The organism is Aeromicrobium senzhongii, assembly GCF_014334735.1.
In the GTDB taxonomy this organism is placed as follows: domain Bacteria; phylum Actinomycetota; class Actinomycetes; order Propionibacteriales; family Nocardioidaceae; genus Aeromicrobium; species Aeromicrobium senzhongii.
The window spans coordinates 2240021-2254888 of record NZ_CP060587.1 but is presented as its reverse complement, the minus strand read 5'-3'; the positions used below and the strand labels follow the sequence as shown (position 1 = coordinate 2254888).

General features: G+C 69.2%; 17 protein-coding genes and 1 riboswitch. Of the genes, 9 read left to right on the top strand and 8 right to left on the bottom strand.

Translation table 11 applies throughout. The features are described 5' to 3' along the window. Nucleotides 1-77: 77 nt before the first annotated feature. Nucleotides 78-2225: a hypothetical protein gene (locus H9L21_RS11230; protein ID WP_154596819.1), complete on the top strand. Its 2148-nt coding sequence runs from the start codon at nucleotides 78-80 to the stop codon at nucleotides 2223-2225. Between the two features lie 98 nt (nucleotides 2226-2323). Here the strand turns inward: H9L21_RS11230 and H9L21_RS11225 are convergent, their stop codons facing one another. Beyond that, entirely contained in the window at nucleotides 2324-2605 is a 282-nt protein-coding gene (locus H9L21_RS11225; protein WP_154596820.1) for a hypothetical protein, read from the bottom strand. Between the two features lie 27 nt (nucleotides 2606-2632). Next, nucleotides 2633-2747: riboswitch (SAM riboswitch) on the bottom strand. Between the two features lie 131 nt (nucleotides 2748-2878). Between H9L21_RS11225 and H9L21_RS11220 the strand changes: the two genes are divergently transcribed. The 6 genes from H9L21_RS11220 to H9L21_RS11195 all read left to right on the top strand — a co-directional run bounded on the left by H9L21_RS11220 (nucleotide 2879) and on the right by H9L21_RS11195 (nucleotide 8698). Continuing rightward, the gene (locus tag H9L21_RS11220; protein WP_154596821.1) at nucleotides 2879-4819 is read left to right on the top strand and encodes a heavy metal translocating P-type ATPase; all 1941 of its coding nucleotides are present in this window, start codon (nucleotides 2879-2881) and stop codon (nucleotides 4817-4819) included. Between the two features lie 40 nt (nucleotides 4820-4859). Beyond that, entirely contained in the window at nucleotides 4860-6461 is a 1602-nt protein-coding gene (locus H9L21_RS11215) for a GMC oxidoreductase (protein ID WP_187411469.1), read from the top strand. Continuing rightward, on the top strand, nucleotides 6458-6919 hold the full coding sequence (locus H9L21_RS11210; RefSeq protein WP_154596822.1) for a hypothetical protein: 462 nt from the start codon (nucleotides 6458-6460) through the stop codon (nucleotides 6917-6919). The genes H9L21_RS11215 and H9L21_RS11210 overlap by 4 nt, the downstream gene beginning before the upstream one ends. 101 nt (nucleotides 6920-7020) lie before the next feature. After that, nucleotides 7021-7584, top strand: a complete 564-nt coding sequence (locus tag H9L21_RS11205) for a hypothetical protein (RefSeq protein WP_154596823.1) — start codon at nucleotides 7021-7023, stop codon at nucleotides 7582-7584. A 68-nt stretch (nucleotides 7585-7652) separates the two neighbouring features. Next, on the top strand, nucleotides 7653-7979 hold the full coding sequence (locus tag H9L21_RS11200) for a hypothetical protein (protein WP_154596824.1): 327 nt from the start codon (nucleotides 7653-7655) through the stop codon (nucleotides 7977-7979). Nucleotides 7980-8041: 62 nt separating this feature from the next. After that, nucleotides 8042-8698, top strand: coding sequence for a dihydrofolate reductase family protein (locus tag H9L21_RS11195; protein WP_154596825.1), 657 nt, complete (start codon nucleotides 8042-8044; stop codon nucleotides 8696-8698). A gap of 6 nt (nucleotides 8699-8704) precedes the next feature. Here the strand turns inward: H9L21_RS11195 and H9L21_RS11190 are convergent, their stop codons facing one another. Both H9L21_RS11190 and H9L21_RS11185 read right to left on the bottom strand, forming a co-directional pair. Further along, a complete protein-coding gene (locus H9L21_RS11190) occupies nucleotides 8705-9130 on the bottom strand; it encodes a hypothetical protein (RefSeq protein WP_154596826.1) in 426 nt (141 codons plus the stop codon). A gap of 28 nt (nucleotides 9131-9158) precedes the next feature. Beyond that, nucleotides 9159-9794 carry a class I SAM-dependent methyltransferase gene (locus H9L21_RS11185; RefSeq protein ID WP_154596827.1) on the bottom strand — a complete coding sequence of 212 codons (636 nt, stop codon included), beginning with the start codon at nucleotides 9792-9794 and terminating at the stop codon, nucleotides 9159-9161. 91 nt (nucleotides 9795-9885) lie between these two features. On the opposite strand from H9L21_RS11185, the gene H9L21_RS11180 reads away from it, so the two are divergent. Together H9L21_RS11180 and H9L21_RS11175 are read left to right on the top strand one after the other, a co-directional pair. Continuing rightward, nucleotides 9886-10455 (top strand): carboxymuconolactone decarboxylase family protein, encoded by a 570-nt coding sequence (locus tag H9L21_RS11180; protein ID WP_154596828.1) that lies wholly within the window; start codon nucleotides 9886-9888, stop codon nucleotides 10453-10455. Further along, nucleotides 10452-11318 carry an RNA polymerase sigma-70 factor gene (locus H9L21_RS11175; RefSeq protein WP_222865769.1) on the top strand — a complete coding sequence of 289 codons (867 nt, stop codon included), beginning with the start codon at nucleotides 10452-10454 and terminating at the stop codon, nucleotides 11316-11318. Before H9L21_RS11180 ends, H9L21_RS11175 begins: the two co-directional genes overlap by 4 nt. A gap of 3 nt (nucleotides 11319-11321) precedes the next feature. On the opposite strand, the gene H9L21_RS11170 is transcribed toward H9L21_RS11175, so the two are convergent. The 5 genes from H9L21_RS11170 to H9L21_RS11150 all read right to left on the bottom strand — a co-directional run bounded on the left by H9L21_RS11170 (nucleotide 11322) and on the right by H9L21_RS11150 (nucleotide 14790). Further along, nucleotides 11322-12083, bottom strand: coding sequence for an ABC transporter permease (locus H9L21_RS11170; RefSeq protein WP_154596829.1), 762 nt, complete (start codon nucleotides 12081-12083; stop codon nucleotides 11322-11324). Beyond that, entirely contained in the window at nucleotides 12080-12838 is a 759-nt protein-coding gene (locus H9L21_RS11165; RefSeq protein ID WP_154596830.1) for an ABC transporter ATP-binding protein, read from the bottom strand. Before H9L21_RS11165 ends, H9L21_RS11170 begins: the two co-directional genes overlap by 4 nt. Continuing rightward, the gene (locus H9L21_RS11160; protein WP_154596831.1) at nucleotides 12835-13185 is read right to left on the bottom strand and encodes a DUF1048 domain-containing protein; all 351 of its coding nucleotides are present in this window, start codon (nucleotides 13183-13185) and stop codon (nucleotides 12835-12837) included. The genes H9L21_RS11165 and H9L21_RS11160 overlap by 4 nt, the downstream gene beginning before the upstream one ends. A 1-nt stretch (nucleotide 13186) precedes the next feature. Next, nucleotides 13187-13516: a PadR family transcriptional regulator gene (locus H9L21_RS11155; RefSeq protein WP_187411467.1), complete on the bottom strand. Its 330-nt coding sequence runs from the start codon at nucleotides 13514-13516 to the stop codon at nucleotides 13187-13189. A gap of 113 nt (nucleotides 13517-13629) precedes the next feature. Continuing rightward, the gene (locus H9L21_RS11150) at nucleotides 13630-14790 is read right to left on the bottom strand and encodes an HNH endonuclease signature motif containing protein (protein WP_154596832.1); all 1161 of its coding nucleotides are present in this window, start codon (nucleotides 14788-14790) and stop codon (nucleotides 13630-13632) included. Between the last annotated feature and the right edge of the window lie 78 nt (nucleotides 14791-14868).

Below are 14868 nucleotides of genomic sequence, written 5' to 3'. Positions count from 1 at the left end.
TCGGCGCGGCACCCTCGCCTCCGTGAATGTGCGGCGTTCGGGGCTCTGCGGGGCCCCCGTGCTTCTAGACTCGGCGGATGCCGATTCGAGGTACCTACTACGACATTCTAGGCGTGACCATCGGGAACGTCGGGGGTGTCAAGGATCCGGTGCACTTCGTGTTTCGCGACGGCGTCAATGCGCTCTACGGTCTCAACGGTGCGGGAAAGACCCACCTCCTGGGTCTGGTTGTCGATGCTCTGACGGGAAACGCCCCGGACCTCGAGGGCTCTGTCATGGACGTCCATATCGAATTGCGACCGCTGCGCAGCACCTTCGCCGATTGGGAGTCGACAAGTGTCCACCACTTGGCCGGCTCACTGCTTCGGCATCAACAGGACGTCGTCCGAGGTCTGCGAGACCACGCACTTCCGTACCCGGAACTCGATCCGAACGAGGACTTGGTGGTGAATGCCCTAGCGGCGAGCATGGCTGCCGATCTCCTCGAGGCTGATGACTTCGCTCGCGTCAATCCCGGTCATACGAGGCAGGATCTGGGATCGGTGTATGCGCCGCACAAGGACCTCGTCGAGATGGCTGTGCGTGCTCGCACGTTAACCCTGCGCGCCATGGGGCGGGGTAAGTGGCGGGCGAAACTGGCGTGTCCGATGTCCAACCCGGACGCGCGCCGCGCGCTCAGGGAGGAACGGGAAGCCTGGCGGCACGAGGCATCCCTCGTGCGATCGGGTCGGCCGATCTCACCGGATCAAAAGCTCTTCGACGCGAGCTACCTCGCTGCGTCTTCCCTTGATTCGGTCATCGAGGAACCTTCTTCGGAGTTGCCGGTTCCCGTCGACATCGATCTGGGCGAAGTCGACGCCTCATTGGTTCACCTCGCCGGCGATCTTGTGAGTTCACCAGACCGGATGGATGAGCGAGCGCGTGAGCTCATCGACTGGTTGAAGGACGTGATCGCTACAGGTGAACTTCTCGACTGGGGAACCACCGACATCGATCCGGATCTGCTCGATGCCTTCAACACGTACGTCGATGGTGCCAACACGCTGTTGCACCGTCTACTCCCGGAGGACCTCGAGTTGGCGTTCGCCTGGGGTGAGCCGAGCGATTGGTTCAGCGGGCGCCTTGCGCGGTGGACTATGGCGGGTCACGCCTTGACCGTTGCCTCCCATGCGCAACGGCGCTGGGCGTTCTTCGCGACAGAATTAGCCGAGTACATGGATGGCTTGCAATCGGACCTGCGACCCCGACCGCCTCACGGTAAGGAATTCGGTCACACTCCCGTACTCCTGGTGTGTGACGAGCCGGAGGCCGGCCTGCACCGGTCGATGGAGGCCAACCTGGGCACCGCATTGGACAATATGTGCCGAGACGTCGGCGCGAGTGCGTTGGTGGCGACGCATTCGCCGGCGCTCCTCCGGTCTCCGCACGTGTCGGTGAGCTTCGTCACTCGTGACAGCGCGAATGCGATGGTGACGCGTCCCGTACGACTGAACATGGCGGACGGGACAGTTGCCCGAGCGACGGCCGACGGGCTCGGGCTCAACGTGGGCGATCTATGGTCCCTGTCTCGAGTCACGGTGGTCGTGGAGGGTATCCACGATGAATGGGTTCTCAACGGTTGCCTCAGTGATGAGCTGAGTTCCGGATCAGCCGTGATCCTGCCGATGCACGGCGGGACCCGCCTTCGGTCTCTTGCCGAGGCGAGGGCATTGATCGACTACTCCGATGCGAAGCTTCTCGTCGTCCTGGACGAACTCGACCATGAACTGGTCACAGACGTGTTCGGACGCCTTCAAGAGGCCGTCGCAGGGGGGAACCCGGAGAGCCGCGCTGCTGTATTGGCGGAACTCCGCTCACTCGGCAATTCCAATGACTCGTTCCTCTTCATCCATCAGTTCGCCCTGCGTGCAGTCGAGCTGGGGATCCTCGACCGTGTCGAGTTCTTCGGCCTGTCCCAGCCGGACATCATCTGCTACCTCGAGCCGGCATCGGTACTGAGTGAGGATGAGAGTTGGGACAGACTCCTGGACCAGTGGCGAAGGGACGCCGCTCCTCAGCCGCCGAGGAACATCAAGAAGTGGCTGCGAGGAAAGGGTTTCCTACCCGACGACGCCCATTTGGTAGACGAAGCCATCGAGATGGCGACGATGCGAGCTGCTCGATCCGCAAACCTCCACCCGGACCTCGTGGCGCTCGGCGCGCGGATCCTCGAGTTGTCATCCTGAGCCTTCGCCGAATGCCGTTCGACGGACGTCGCGATGGGCGCCGCGCGTTCCATCCTCGGTCGACTTGAAGGACGGCGTCGAACGCACCGGCCACGGGGTCAGCTGGGCCTCGGACGATCCGGGATCATCCAGTCCCACTCGACGTGGAACGTCGAGCCACGTCCGAACCGGATGCTGATGACCTTCGGGTCGCACCGGAGTCGCTCGTTCTCGTCCTTGTGCAGCACCCCGCCGATGCGAAGGATCGCGATCAGCTCGTTCCAGTGCCAGCCGGGGTAGTTCTTCTCGACGTACCTCGCGGTGTGCCCCTTGCCGACGGCGATGAAGTGCGCGTGGCGCAACAACTCGTTCAGTTCGTCGCGGGTGCGGTGTTCGGCCATTGTGGCTCCTCTCTCGAGGGCACGGATGTGCCCGACTTGGTCGTCCCGGTCGGGACGGCCCTGGTCTTCTCCGGAGGGCACCGTGTCGGGCGACGCGGTTGCCGGCCACCACTGTCCGGAGGCGTGGGTGGCTCTCTTGACCTCGGGTGGAAACCTACGCAGATGCGCCGACAAATATCCCTTTTGGAACTGACCGGCGACCGCCGCGATGCGTGGATCTGCTGGAATGTTGGGTGATCCGATCCGAGAACGCGCGGGGGCGAGGCGACAAGCATGAGGACCTGGGAGTTGGCCAAGGCTCATCCGTGGGTGGTCGCCACTCTGGCGGCATTGGCAGGCACCCTGGCACTCGAGCTCTTCGGAGCCCCTGACGCCGCCCAGTGGCTGGCCTCGGTGTTCGGCGCAGTCGTCCTGGTCAAGGTCTCGATCGGGATGGTCAAGGACCTCCTGCACGGGCACTGGGGCATCGACATCCTGGCCGTGACGGCCATCGCCTCGACCCTGCTCGTCGGGGAGTACCTCGCAGCGCTGGTCGTGTGCCTGATGCTCACCGGCGGCGAGGCACTCGAGGACTACGCGGCCGGGCGGGCGAAGCGGAGTCTGTCGGCTCTCCTGGAACGCGCGCCGCAGGTCGCCCACCTGCTGTTGCCCGACGGCACGCCGCGCGACGTCGCGATGGAGAGCATCTCCGTCGGCGATCGGCTGCTGGTGCGGCCTGCCGAGGTGGTGCCCGTCGACGGCATCCTCTCCACCGACTCGGACGGGCGGGCGATCGAGGCCGGCTTCGACGAGTCGTCGCTGACCGGCGAGCCGCTTCCCGTCAGCCGGCGGACCGGCGACGAGATCCTCTCCGGCGTGCTCAACGGCCAACGCGCCGTGGTGCTCGAGGCGACGGCGACCGCCCAGGACTCGCAGTACTCCCGCATTCTTTCCCTGGTGCGGGAAGCCTCCGAGTCTCGCGCGCCGATGGTGCGGCTGGCCGACCGCTACGCCGTGCCGTTCACGATCGTCGCGTACCTGATCGGCGGCCTCGCCTGGTGGCTCTCGGGCGATCCCGTCCGCTTCGCCGAGGTGCTCGTCGTCGCCACCCCGTGCCCGCTGCTGATCGCGGCTCCCGTGGCCTTCCTGGCGGGCATGTCCCGTGCCGCCAAGAACGGCGTCATCGTCAAGTCCGGTGGCACGATCGAGACTCTCGGTCGGGTCCGCACCGCAGCCTTCGACAAGACCGGCACCCTGACGTACGGCCGTCCCGAGCTGCTAGAGGTCCGGCCGGCACGAGGAGCGGACGGGCGGCCGGTCCTCGACGAGGACGAGCTGCTGCGGATCACCGGCTCGGCCGAGCAGTACTCCGGTCACGTCCTGGCCGACTCCATCCGGGAGGCGGCCGAGGCACGCGGACTGCGCCTGGTCCCCGCAACGGAGGCCCGCGAGATAGCGACCCACGGCGTGACGGCGGTGTTGGAGGGTCGCGAGGTCGTCGTCGGCAAGGGCTCGTTCGTCCGCGACCACACGACCGGGTTCGAGGTCGCCGACCTCGAACCGGGGGAGTCCGCCGTCTACGTGGGCGTCGACGGTGTCTTCGCCGGCGTCCTGCTCATCTCCGACCGGCTCCGGGCCAACGCCCGGGCGACCCTCGACGAGCTGGACCGACTCGGGGTCCGCCAGCGGATGATCCTCACCGGCGACGCGGCCCTCACCGCGTCTCACATTGCCGCCCAAGTTGGCGTCACCCGCGTCGAGGCCGAGCTGCTGCCCGAGGACAAGGTCCGGATCGTCCGCGACGCCGAGCCTGGCCCGGTGATGATGGTCGGTGACGGCGTCAACGACGCGCCCGTCCTCGCGGTGGCCGACGTCGGTGTCGCGATGGGTGCGCGTGGCTCGACCGCCGCCTCCCAGTCCGCCGACGTCGTCATCGTCCGGGACGACATCTCGCGCGCGGCGGTCGCGGTGTCGGTCGGCCAGCGCACCCTGCGGGTCGCGAAGGAGTCGATCTGGGTCGGCATCGCCCTCTCGGTCGTGCTGATGCTCGTCGCCGCGTTCGGCGTCATCCCGGCGATCGTCGGCGCGCTGCTGCAGGAGGTCGTCGACCTGGTGGCGATCGCCAACGCGCTGCGGGCGACCCGGGCCGGGCGTGACGAGCTGCGCGACTTCGCGGCACTGCACGACCACTCGGACGAGGCCCACGCCGAGGCTCGCGCGCTGGCGACCGCCTGAATGGGCATCGAGGTGACCGCGCTCACACTAGGTTGAGCGCGTGGATCCTCTCGGGCGCTGGGACGCCGATGTCGTCGTGGTCGGGAGTGGCTTCGGGGGAGCGGTCTCCGCGCTGCGTCTGACCGAGGCCGGGCACTCGGTGCTGGTGCTCGAGAAGGGCCGCCGGCTCAGCGATGCCGACCTGCTCGCGGCCCGGCGCGACCCGCGCGCGTATCTCTGGGCGCCGCGGGCCGGGATGCGCGGGTTCTTCTGGCAGCGCATCTTCCGCCACATGGCGATCATCGGCGGGTCCGGCGTCGGGGGTGGCTCGATCGTCTGGGCCGGTGTCCTGCTCGAACCCGGTGACGAGTTCTACGGCGAGCCCGCTCTGTCGGCCCTCGGTGTCGACTGGAAGACCGAGCTCGCGCCCCATCTCGACCGCGCCGCGCGGATGCTCGGCCGGGTCACCAACCCGCACCACGGCGAGATGGACGACCACCTCCACTCCGCGGCGAAGGCGGTCGGCGCGGAGGCGACGTTCGGCCCGGTGCCGTCGGCGATCTTCTTCGGCCGCCCCGGCGTCACCGAGCCGGACCCGTACTTCGACGGCGAAGGCCCCGACCGGACGGGCTGCCGGCTCTGCGGCGAGTGCCTGCTCGGTTGCCCCTACGGCGCCAAGAACCAGCTGACCCTCAACTACCTCTTCCTGGCCGAGAAGCGCGGCGTCGAGGTGCGCCCCGAGACCGAGGTCGTCTCGGTGCGACCCGTCGACGGCGGGTACGAGCTCGTGACACGCCACCCGTGGGAGCGCGGGCGCGAGTCGACCGTCCGGGCTCGCCGGGTCGTCCTCGCCGCGGGCGTCCTGGGCACCGTCGAGCTGCTCCACCGCTGCCGCGAGACCGGAGCCCTGTCGCGGATCTCGGACCAGCTGGGTCAGCACGTACGGACGAACTCCGAGGCGCTCACCGCCGTCCTGCAGCCCCGCGGCGACGACCTCTCGCGCGGACCGACGATCTCGAGCGACTTCCATCCCGACGAGCGCACCCACACGACGCAGAACCGCTACATGGGCGGTTGGCACATGCGCGCCCAGCTGGGTCCGATGGTCGACGACGACGATCCCGGCCGTCGCGCCCGCCGCGTCGTGCTCTCGATCCTCGGGTCGCCGTTGCGACAGCTGCGGCTGATGACCGCCCACCGCTTCCTGAATCGGCTGACCGTCCTCACGACGATGCAGCGCCTCGACAGCGAGTTCGCCCTCGACCACCGCCGCTCACCGTTGCGACCGTGGCGCCGGGTGCTGCGGTCCAGGCTGACCGGTGGAGCGCGCCCGCCCAGCAACCTGCCCGTCGCGAACGAGGTCACTCGCGCCTTCGCCGAGGCCTCCGGTGGGCGGCCGCTGAACCTGCTGGGCGAGTCGGTCGGCGGGCTGTCGGTCACCGCGCACATCCTCGGTGGCGCCGTGATGGGCGCGACAGCGGCCGACGGGGTCGTGGACACGAACCACGAGGTCCACGGCCACCCCGGCCTCTACGTCGCCGACGCCTCCGTCATCCCCGCCAATCTCGGCGTGAACCCTTCCCTGACCATCACCGCCCTGGCCGAGCGCTTCGCGTCCCGGTTCCCGTCGGCGGACGGTCCCGTCCTCTCGGAGAGCCCATGAAGCAGAACGCCTTGTCCCTGCGGCGCGAGTGGTCGTCGCTGCGGCACCTCGAGGTGGATGAGGTCCTCCACGTCACGGCGGGCGACCTGGCCGCCACGTTCGTCCCTCCGCTGACCCGGATCGCGCCCGTCGGTCTCGGCCTGATCGGGTTGCGGCACTGGTACGGGAAGCGGTTCGTTCGCGCGGGTGGTGGCGCCGCGGGCATGAACCTCGTGTGGCGTGGAGGCAGCGTGGCCGAGACGCTGCCGATGACGCTGACTTCGGGGGTCTCGTTGGCCGACGGGAAGCCCGCCCTCGTGGTCGAGTACGCGGCCGACGCGCCCCGGCCGTGGCGCTGGGTCCGCGACGAGCTCCGTGCAGGCTCCGACGGCACTGTCGTCGGCATGACCTTCGTCGACCTTTTCTTGCTGAGGTCCGTGGGCGGAACGCCGTTCCTGCTCATCCCAAAAACAGAGTGACCTGTCGCACATTTTTCTTCGGATTTGTCCCATCCGGTTCGGTGACCGCACCGAACCACGCATAGGAGGTCGGAGGTCCCGGCCGCTGAAATGGGGAAATCATGAAGAAGACAATCCTTGCCCTGCTGGCACTGGTGTTGACAGCAGGCATGACCGGTCTCGTGGGGTCGCCGGCCGAGGCCGCCACGGCCCAGCGATCCAGCACGAAGGTCGGGTACACGCGGGTGGTCGTCGCGCCCGCCGTGTACGACCTCATCGGTACCGCCGGCATCACGCCTGCTCCGGTCCAGGGTGCGAAGGCGGGGGCCTTCAAGGGCACGCTGGCCGCGAAGTTCCCGATCACCGGGTACCGCCTGCGGGGCCTGCGGATCAAGCACAGCGGCGGCCTGAACCTGAGCGCCGGCTCCGCGACGATCACCGTGTCGCGCTTCAACATCGATCTCGCCCGCCTGCGGGTGAGCGGCAGGGTCAACGGGACCGTCGGCAACGTCGGCCGTGTCGACCTGTTCAAGGTGCGGGCCTCGGATCGCCGTGACCTCGGTGCCGTCAAGCTGACGCTGACCAAGACCGCGGCGGATGCACTGAACGCCACGTTCGGGGTCAACGCCTTCGCCGAGAACGCGACCTTCGGCTACGCCACGCCGAAGCCGCTCTCGCGCTTCTGAGCTGACCGGAGAGCGGCCCCGACGCACCGGGGCCGCTCTTCGTCTGCCCTCCTCAGGGTCGTGGGTGGATGAGCGACGCCTCCGAGCTGTATCGGCGGGGCATCCACGCCGTGGAGGAGCGACTCTCGACGGCACCGGACCCTCGCGCGTTGGCCGTCTTCGACGCCTACGTCGACGACGCGGTGTCCACCGATCGTGGTTGCGCCTTCCTCAACGCGGCAGGTGAATTGCCGTCGGACCATCCGGCGCAGGACATGGTCCGCGCCCACAAGCGAGCGGTGCGCCGCCTGCTGGCAGACCGCTGGAGGGCGCGATCGCGCACCGGGGCATCGACGACGGGGACGCGCTCATGGCGCGCGCGAGAGCTGGCCGAGCGATTGCTCGGCCCACGCTGAGGTCTGGTCACCGGGCGCCGAGGAGTTCACACTGGGGCGCACACCGACCTGAGGAGACGACCATGCGGGTGCGCGTCGATCTGAACATCTCGCTCGACGGGTTCGCCACGACGACCGACGGGACACCGGAGAACCCGATCGGGGAGGACTGGATGCGACTCGTCGCGGCGTACACCGCCACGCGCACCTTCCGTGAGCGCGTCCTCGGCGACACCAGTGGCGCCGGGACGACCGGCGTCGACGAGAAGTACGCCTCCGCCTACTTCGACCAGGTCGGCGCCGAGATCATGGGCGCCGGCATGTTCGGGCTGCACACGTTCCCCGACGACCCCGACTGGCGCGGCTGGTGGGGAGACGAGCCGCCGTTCCGGTGCCCCGTGTTCGTCCTCACGCACCAGTCGCTCCCCGACCTCCGGTTCGACAACGGGACGACCTTCCACTTCATCGAGGCCACGCCCCAGGAGGCGCTCGAGCGGGCCGTGGCGGTGGCGGACGACGGCGACGTGCGGGTCGGTGGTGGGCCCACCGTCGCCCGGGACTTCCTCAGGGCCGGACTCGTGGACGACCTCCACGTCGGCATCACGCCGATGATCCTCGGCGACGGCATCCGGCTGTGGGACGACCTGCGCGGACTCGAGGTGACCCACGCGTCGCACACGGAGACCGCCCCCGAGAGCGGAGTCGTCCACGTGACGTTCTCGCGCTCCCAGGGGCGTTGACTCGGCTCAGATCTTGATGGACTTGCGCGACGTCAGGCCGCTGATCAGCAGGCTCAGACCCGCGCCGACGAGCCAGATGTCCTTCGCCAGGGCGGTGCCGTCCTGGCTCGGGCGGAAGCTCGAGCCCTCGGCGGTCATGCCCGGGGTGTTCAGGTACATCTTGACGAGGCCGCCACCGAACGCGGTCAGCGCGGCACCGGCCATGGTCGCGGGGACGAACGGGGTGAGCAGGGCGGCGCCGAGGGCGATCTCGCCGGCGCTGAGCGCCTTGCCGAACGTCTGCGGGTCCATGCTCTTCACCTGCGGAACGCCGTTGGCGGCCATGCCCTGGAGTCCCTCGGCCGCCTCGGGAGGCAGGTTCCGCTTGGACAGTCCGCTGTTGAGGATGAATGCGCCGGTGGCGAGTCGCAGCGGGACGTGGCTCAGCTTCATCAGGTGACTCCTTCGAGGTGGGTTTCCCTCACGCTACGTCCAATGGCGCCGACCCGCGCCTCAGGACGGTGACGGCGAAGTCGGAGCCCTCCTCGAACGGATCGAGGTGCCACGTCGAGAAGCGGTGCTCGACCCGGGCGACCCCGCGCTCGGCGAGGTCGGCGAGGTGGGCGTCGTACTGCTCGAAGGGGTAGGACGCCTCGCGCCGGAAGCCCAGGACCACGCGACCGCCCTCGCGGGTGACGGCGCAGAGCCGCTCGAGGACCCGCAGCTCCGTCCCGGGCGCGAGGAAGACCATGACGTTCCCGGCGGAGATCACGAGGTCCATCGGTGCTCCGCCGACGTCCGCGAGGGTCAGCTCGCTCAGGTCGACGACGCCGTAGGTCGGGCCCGGGTGGTCGGTCTCGGCGGCGGCGATCAGCTCGGGGTCGACGTCGACCCCGTAGGCCTGGTGGCCGGCGGCGTGCAGCGCCGCGGCCATCCGTCCCGCGCCACAGCCCGCGTCGAGGATGCGCGATCCCCGTTGGGCCATCATGTCGGCGAACCGGGCCTCGCCGAGCAGGTCGGCCCCCTCGGCCTCGAGGGTGCGGAAGCGCTCGATGAACCACTGCGAGTGGCCGGGCTGGGTGTCGGTGAACCAGCGCGGCTGGGGCGAGGACGTCATGGGGCCATCCTGCGTCACGTGTCACGGAACGGGCACGGCCGGTGTCTCCATGTCGAAACGACCTCGCCCGAGGTCCGACGAAGGAGACGTCATGACCAGCTCGTTCCGCATCCCCGCCGCGCCCATGACCTCGCCGGCGGCCCGTGCCGTCGCGGCGGCCACCCGGCGCATGTACGGACGCGTCCCCGACATCGTTCCCGTGATGTGGCACCACACGAAGCTGCTGCGCGCCGTCCTGGCGTGGGAGCGGCGGGTGAGCACGTGGAACGCCCTCGACCCGCACCTGAAGACGTTCGCGGTGATGGCGTCGGCCGCCAGCATCGGGTGCAGCTGGTGCCTGGACTTCGGGTACTACGTCGCCCACGGCGAGGGCCTCGACGAGGGCAAGGTGCGTGAGGTGCCGCGCTGGCGGGACTCGGACGTGTTCACACCCCTCGAGCGCGAGGTCATGGCCTACGCGGAGGCGATGACGGCCACGCCGCCGACCGTGACGGACGATCAGGTCGCGGGCCTGCGCGACGCTTTGGGTGACAAAGCGCTGGTGGAACTGACCATGATGGTGGCCGTGGAGAACCAACGATCGCGCTTCAACTCCGCCGCGGGCCTGGCCAGCCAGGGCTTCAGCGACGTGTGCGAGCTGCCCCTGGCGGACGCGCGGTGACCGACGTCCTCGCCGAGTTCACGGCGCACCGCCCGCTGCTGTTCACCGTGGCCTACGAGATGCTCGGCTCGGCCGCGGACGCCGAGGACGTGGTGCAGGAGGCATGGCTGCGCTGGAGCGCGGACGACCGCGAGGACGTCCGGGAGCCGCGCGCCTACCTCGTCCGGATCGCCACGCGCCTCGCCCTCAACCGCCTGCGCACGCTGTCGCGGCAGCGCGAGTCGTACGTCGGCCCGTGGCTGCCCGAGCCACTCGAGACGGTCCCGGACGTCGCCGACGACATCGCCCTGGCCGAGTCGGTGTCGACCGCGATGTTGCTCGTCCTCGAGACGCTGGGCAGCACCGAGCGTGCCGTCTTCGTCCTGCGCGAGGTCTTCGACGTGCCGTACGACGAGATCGCCGCCGCGGTGGACCGCACGCCCGAGAACGTGCGCCAGATCGCCCGCCGGGCCCGCGCGCACGTGGCGGCGCGGCGGCCACGGTCGGAGGTCACGTCGCAGGAGCGCACCGAGGTGCTGATCCGGTTCCAGCGCGCCATCGCCGAGGGTGATCTACAGCAGCTGCTGGACGTGATCTCGCCGGACGTCGTGCTGATCAGCGACGGGGGCGGGAAGGCCAGCGCGGCGCGTCGGCCGATCCTCGGTCGCGACAAGGTGCTGCGCTTCCTCTCGGCCGTGCTGCCGGCGGACATCCGGCTGGAGACGGTGTGGATCAACGGCGAGAACGGCCTGGTGTTCCGCCAGGCGGGCGAGGTGACCGCGATCGCGACGGCCGTGGTCGAGGCCGGCGTCGTCACGACGATGCACATCGTGCGGAACCCCGACAAGCTGTCGCTGCCGGGCCCTGTCCGGCTCAGTCGCTGATCCTCAGGAGAGCTTGCGGCGGTAGACGGCCATCGCGAGCACGTACGCGACGATGAGGAGGGCGACGCACCATGCGACCGCCGCCACGAAGTCGCTGCCGACCGGCTGCTGGTCGAGCAGGCCGCGGATCGCGTCGACGATGGACGTCACCGGCTGGTTCTCCGCGAAGGCACGGACCGGGCCGGGCATCGTCTCCGTCGGCACGAACGCGGAGCTCAGGAACGGCAGGAAGATCAGCGGGTAGGCGAACGCGCTGGCGCCATCGATGGTCTTCGCAGTGAGACCGGGGACGACCGCCAGCCAGGTCAGCGCGAGCGTGAACAGCACCAGCAGGGTCAGCACGCCGAGCCAGGCGAGCGGGCCTGCACCGGAGCGGAACCCCATCAGCAGCGCCACGGCCACCACGACCGCGAGCGACACGAAGTTCGCCACGAGCGAGGTCAGCACGTGGGCCCACAACACCGACGAGCGGGCGACGGGCATCGACTGGAACCTCTCGAAGATCCCGCCCTGCAGGTCCATGAACAGCCGGAACGCGGTGTACGCGATGCCCGAGGCCACGGTGATCAGCAAGATCCCCGGCAGCAGGTAGTCGACGTACGCCTCCGTGCCGACGTCGATGGCGCCCCCGAACACGTAGACGAACAGCAGCATGAACATGATCGGCATGACCGTGGTGGTGATGATCGTGTCCGGGCTGCGCAGGACGTGGCGCAGCGAGCGGCCGGTCAGCGCGGCGGTGTCGCCGACGAAGTGCTTGGTCATGGTGTCTCCTCGGGCGTGCCGGTGATCGCGAGGAACACGTCCTCGAGGCTCGGCTGCTTCTCGACGTACTCGACCTTCGCCGGTGGCAGCAGCCGCTTGAGCTCGGCCAGCGTGCCGTCGGCGATGATCCGGCCCTCGTGCAGGATCGCGATGCGGTCGGCCAACTGCTCGGCCTCGTCGAGGTGCTGCGTCGTGAGCAGCACCGTGGTGCCTCCGTCGGCGAGCGCCTTGACCGTCTGCCACACCTCGAGCCGTGCCTGCGGGTCCAGGCCCGTGGTCGGCTCGTCGAGGAAGATCACCGGCGGACTGCCGATGAGGCTCATGGCGATGTCGAGGCGACGGCGCATGCCGCCGGAGTAGGTCGAGGCACGACGCCCGCCGGCCCCGGTGAGGTCGAACCGCCGGAGCAGCTCGTCCGCCACCGTCCCCGGGTCGGGCAGGTGCCGCAGCCGGGCGACCAGGACCAGGTTCTCGCGCCCGGTCAGCACGTCGTCCACGGCTGCGAACTGGCCCGTGAGGCTGATCGCCCCGCGCACGTCGGCCCCCTGGGTGGCAACGTCGAATCCGGCCACCGTGACCTCGCCGGCGTCGGCGCGCAGCAGGGTGGCCAGGATCCGCACGAGCGTCGTCTTGCCCGCCCCGTTCGACCCGAGCAGGGCCAAGACGCTGCCGGGCGCGACCTCGAGGTCGACCCCACGCAACACCTCCACCTCGCCGAAGGACTTCCGGAGCCCACGTGCGGCGATGGCACTCATGACTCGACGGCCGCGATCGACTCGTTCAGCCGCTCGCGCTCCTTGGTGAGCCAGCGGCCGGAGGGGTAGTTGGTGATGAAGTCCTCCACGAACGCGACCGGGTCGTCGCCCACGATGTCGCGGACCGGGGTGCCGTCAGCGGCACTCTGCTCGAACAGGTCGGCGAGATCATCGAACATCTGCAGCAGCCCGTCGGCATCGCTCACGAAGATCGCGCCCACCCGCAGGAGGTAGTGCTCGATCGCCTCCGCCGCCGCGCGGTACGGCTGGGGGAGCGCGGCCACGCGCGTCTTGTACTGCCGCCACTGCTTCTTCTCGCCGAACATCCGCGTGATCGGGTTCGTCATGTCACTTTCCTCCTTCGTGGAGTTGTTCGAGTCGTTGCGCCAGGAAGCCCCACGTCTCCCAGAACTCGTCGAGGTACTGCTTTCCCTGAGCGTTGAGCGAGTAGACCTTGCGCGGCGGGCCCTTCTCGGACGGGACCTTCTCGACGTCGACCAGGCCGCGCTTCTCGATCCGGATGAGCAGCGCGTAGACCGTGCCCTCGGCGATGTCGGTGAAACCCTGGTCGCGCAGCCTCGAGGTGATCTCGTAGCCGTACGCCGGACGCGCCGACAGGATCGCCAGGACGATCCCCTCGAGGGTGCCCTTGAGCATCTCGGTCATCTGCTTGCCCACGTCACTCCTACTACTCAGTGTTGTTGAGTACCAGTAGATAGCAGTACTGAGTAGTGCGTCAAGGGGTCGGAACCGCACGCGCAGGGTGCGCGTGGCGCGGTCGTATCGGCGGGTCAGACCGGGGCCATGGCGTAGCGCTCGACGTGCCGCAGGGGCGTGTCGAGGTGGCGGTCGTCGAGATGGCCGTGGGACTTCATGTTGTGGTGTTTGCGGCACAGGCATCGCAGGTTCGATCCGGAGGTGGAACCGCCCGCGTCGTAAGCCTGGGCGTGGTCGAGGTCGGTGTCGTGGACGGGCGCTCGGCACCCGGCGACGCGACAGCTGCCGTCTCTCCATCGCAGCGCTTGGCGCAGTCTCTCCGGTGGTCGGTAGGTGAGGACCTCGGTGTCCAGGACGTGGCCGAGGGGGTCGAGGACGAGTCGGCGCAAGATCGTGTGTTCGGAGGTGGCGAGTTCGCGAACCCAGGCGGCCGTGACGGGTTCGCCGTCGAGGGTGATGCCGGGTCCGCTGGTGTGTCCGACGAGGTCGGTCGCCGGGATGCTGATGGCGATCTCGGCGCGGATGTCGGTGGCGGTGCCGGTGCACGAGGTGAGCCAGTGTCCGACCAGGGCGGCGTGCTTCTGGTCGCGGGTGCGCCGGTCCCGCTCGCCGGTGTCGGGATCGGTCGGGGGCAGTGCCTTGGCGGCTCGGCGGAGTCGTTCGCCGACGGCGACGGCGACGCCGGTGGGCAGCAGTGCGTTGAGCCAGGAGGTGCCGTCGTCGTTGTGGGTGATCGACACGCGTCGTTCCTCGACCGCCTGGGTGATCTCGGCTTGGGTCTGGTCCGGTTCGAGGCGTGCGCGCAGGCGCCGCAACCACGCCCGGAGCTCGGTGAGGGTGTGGGTGGCGGCGTAAGCCGGTGCGGAGGCTTCCAGCGCCGCACGTGCCTCGGGCGTCTCCAGTCGTTCGGCGGTGTCGGCGATCGCCGAGACCCGTCCGGCGTCGATGTCGCCGGCCCGGAACGACGACCAGATGCCGGGGACCTTCTGGCGGATCGTGGCCGCCTCGTGGACCATCGCCCACGCCCGGTGCTCGGTGATCCGTAGCGCCTGGGCCAACTCCAACGTCACCTCGCGCCGGGCCAGCTCCTTGGTCAGCAGGACCTCGTCGCTCCGGTCGATCTCAGCGACCTGCTGGCAGTGGAACGACGCGACGAACTCCCACTCCTCGCACTCGGCGACCGCCCGCGCGCGACGGACCGCGTCACCGGCCACGACCGCACGATTCGAACTCATGCACCCAACATAGTGGGCTCCACCGACAGAACCGCGACCTCGTCGTCGAGGCCACACGGAGCGGGTTTGACCATGACG

What these genes read in the sequence shown, in the direction of transcription:
- H9L21_RS11230 (WP_154596819.1), top strand. Translation starts at nt 78, where the DNA reads ATGCCGATTCGAGGTACCTACTACGACATTCTAGGCGTGACCATCGGG.
- H9L21_RS11225 (WP_154596820.1), bottom strand. Translation starts at nt 2,605, where the DNA reads ATGGCCGAACACCGCACCCGCGACGAACTGAACGAGTTGTTGCGCCAC.
- H9L21_RS11220 (WP_154596821.1), top strand. Translation starts at nt 2,879, where the DNA reads ATGAGGACCTGGGAGTTGGCCAAGGCTCATCCGTGGGTGGTCGCCACT.
- H9L21_RS11210 (WP_154596822.1), top strand. Translation starts at nt 6,458, where the DNA reads ATGAAGCAGAACGCCTTGTCCCTGCGGCGCGAGTGGTCGTCGCTGCGG.
- H9L21_RS11205 (WP_154596823.1), top strand. Translation starts at nt 7,021, where the DNA reads ATGAAGAAGACAATCCTTGCCCTGCTGGCACTGGTGTTGACAGCAGGC.
- H9L21_RS11200 (WP_154596824.1), top strand. Translation starts at nt 7,653, where the DNA reads ATGAGCGACGCCTCCGAGCTGTATCGGCGGGGCATCCACGCCGTGGAG.
- H9L21_RS11195 (WP_154596825.1), top strand. Translation starts at nt 8,042, where the DNA reads ATGCGGGTGCGCGTCGATCTGAACATCTCGCTCGACGGGTTCGCCACG.
- H9L21_RS11190 (WP_154596826.1), bottom strand. Translation starts at nt 9,130, where the DNA reads ATGAAGCTGAGCCACGTCCCGCTGCGACTCGCCACCGGCGCATTCATC.
- H9L21_RS11185 (WP_154596827.1), bottom strand. Translation starts at nt 9,794, where the DNA reads ATGACGTCCTCGCCCCAGCCGCGCTGGTTCACCGACACCCAGCCCGGC.
- H9L21_RS11180 (WP_154596828.1), top strand. Translation starts at nt 9,886, where the DNA reads ATGACCAGCTCGTTCCGCATCCCCGCCGCGCCCATGACCTCGCCGGCG.
- H9L21_RS11170 (WP_154596829.1), bottom strand. Translation starts at nt 12,083, where the DNA reads ATGACCAAGCACTTCGTCGGCGACACCGCCGCGCTGACCGGCCGCTCG.
- H9L21_RS11165 (WP_154596830.1), bottom strand. Translation starts at nt 12,838, where the DNA reads ATGAGTGCCATCGCCGCACGTGGGCTCCGGAAGTCCTTCGGCGAGGTG.
- H9L21_RS11160 (WP_154596831.1), bottom strand. Translation starts at nt 13,185, where the DNA reads ATGACGAACCCGATCACGCGGATGTTCGGCGAGAAGAAGCAGTGGCGG.
- H9L21_RS11150 (WP_154596832.1), bottom strand. Translation starts at nt 14,790, where the DNA reads ATGAGTTCGAATCGTGCGGTCGTGGCCGGTGACGCGGTCCGTCGCGCG.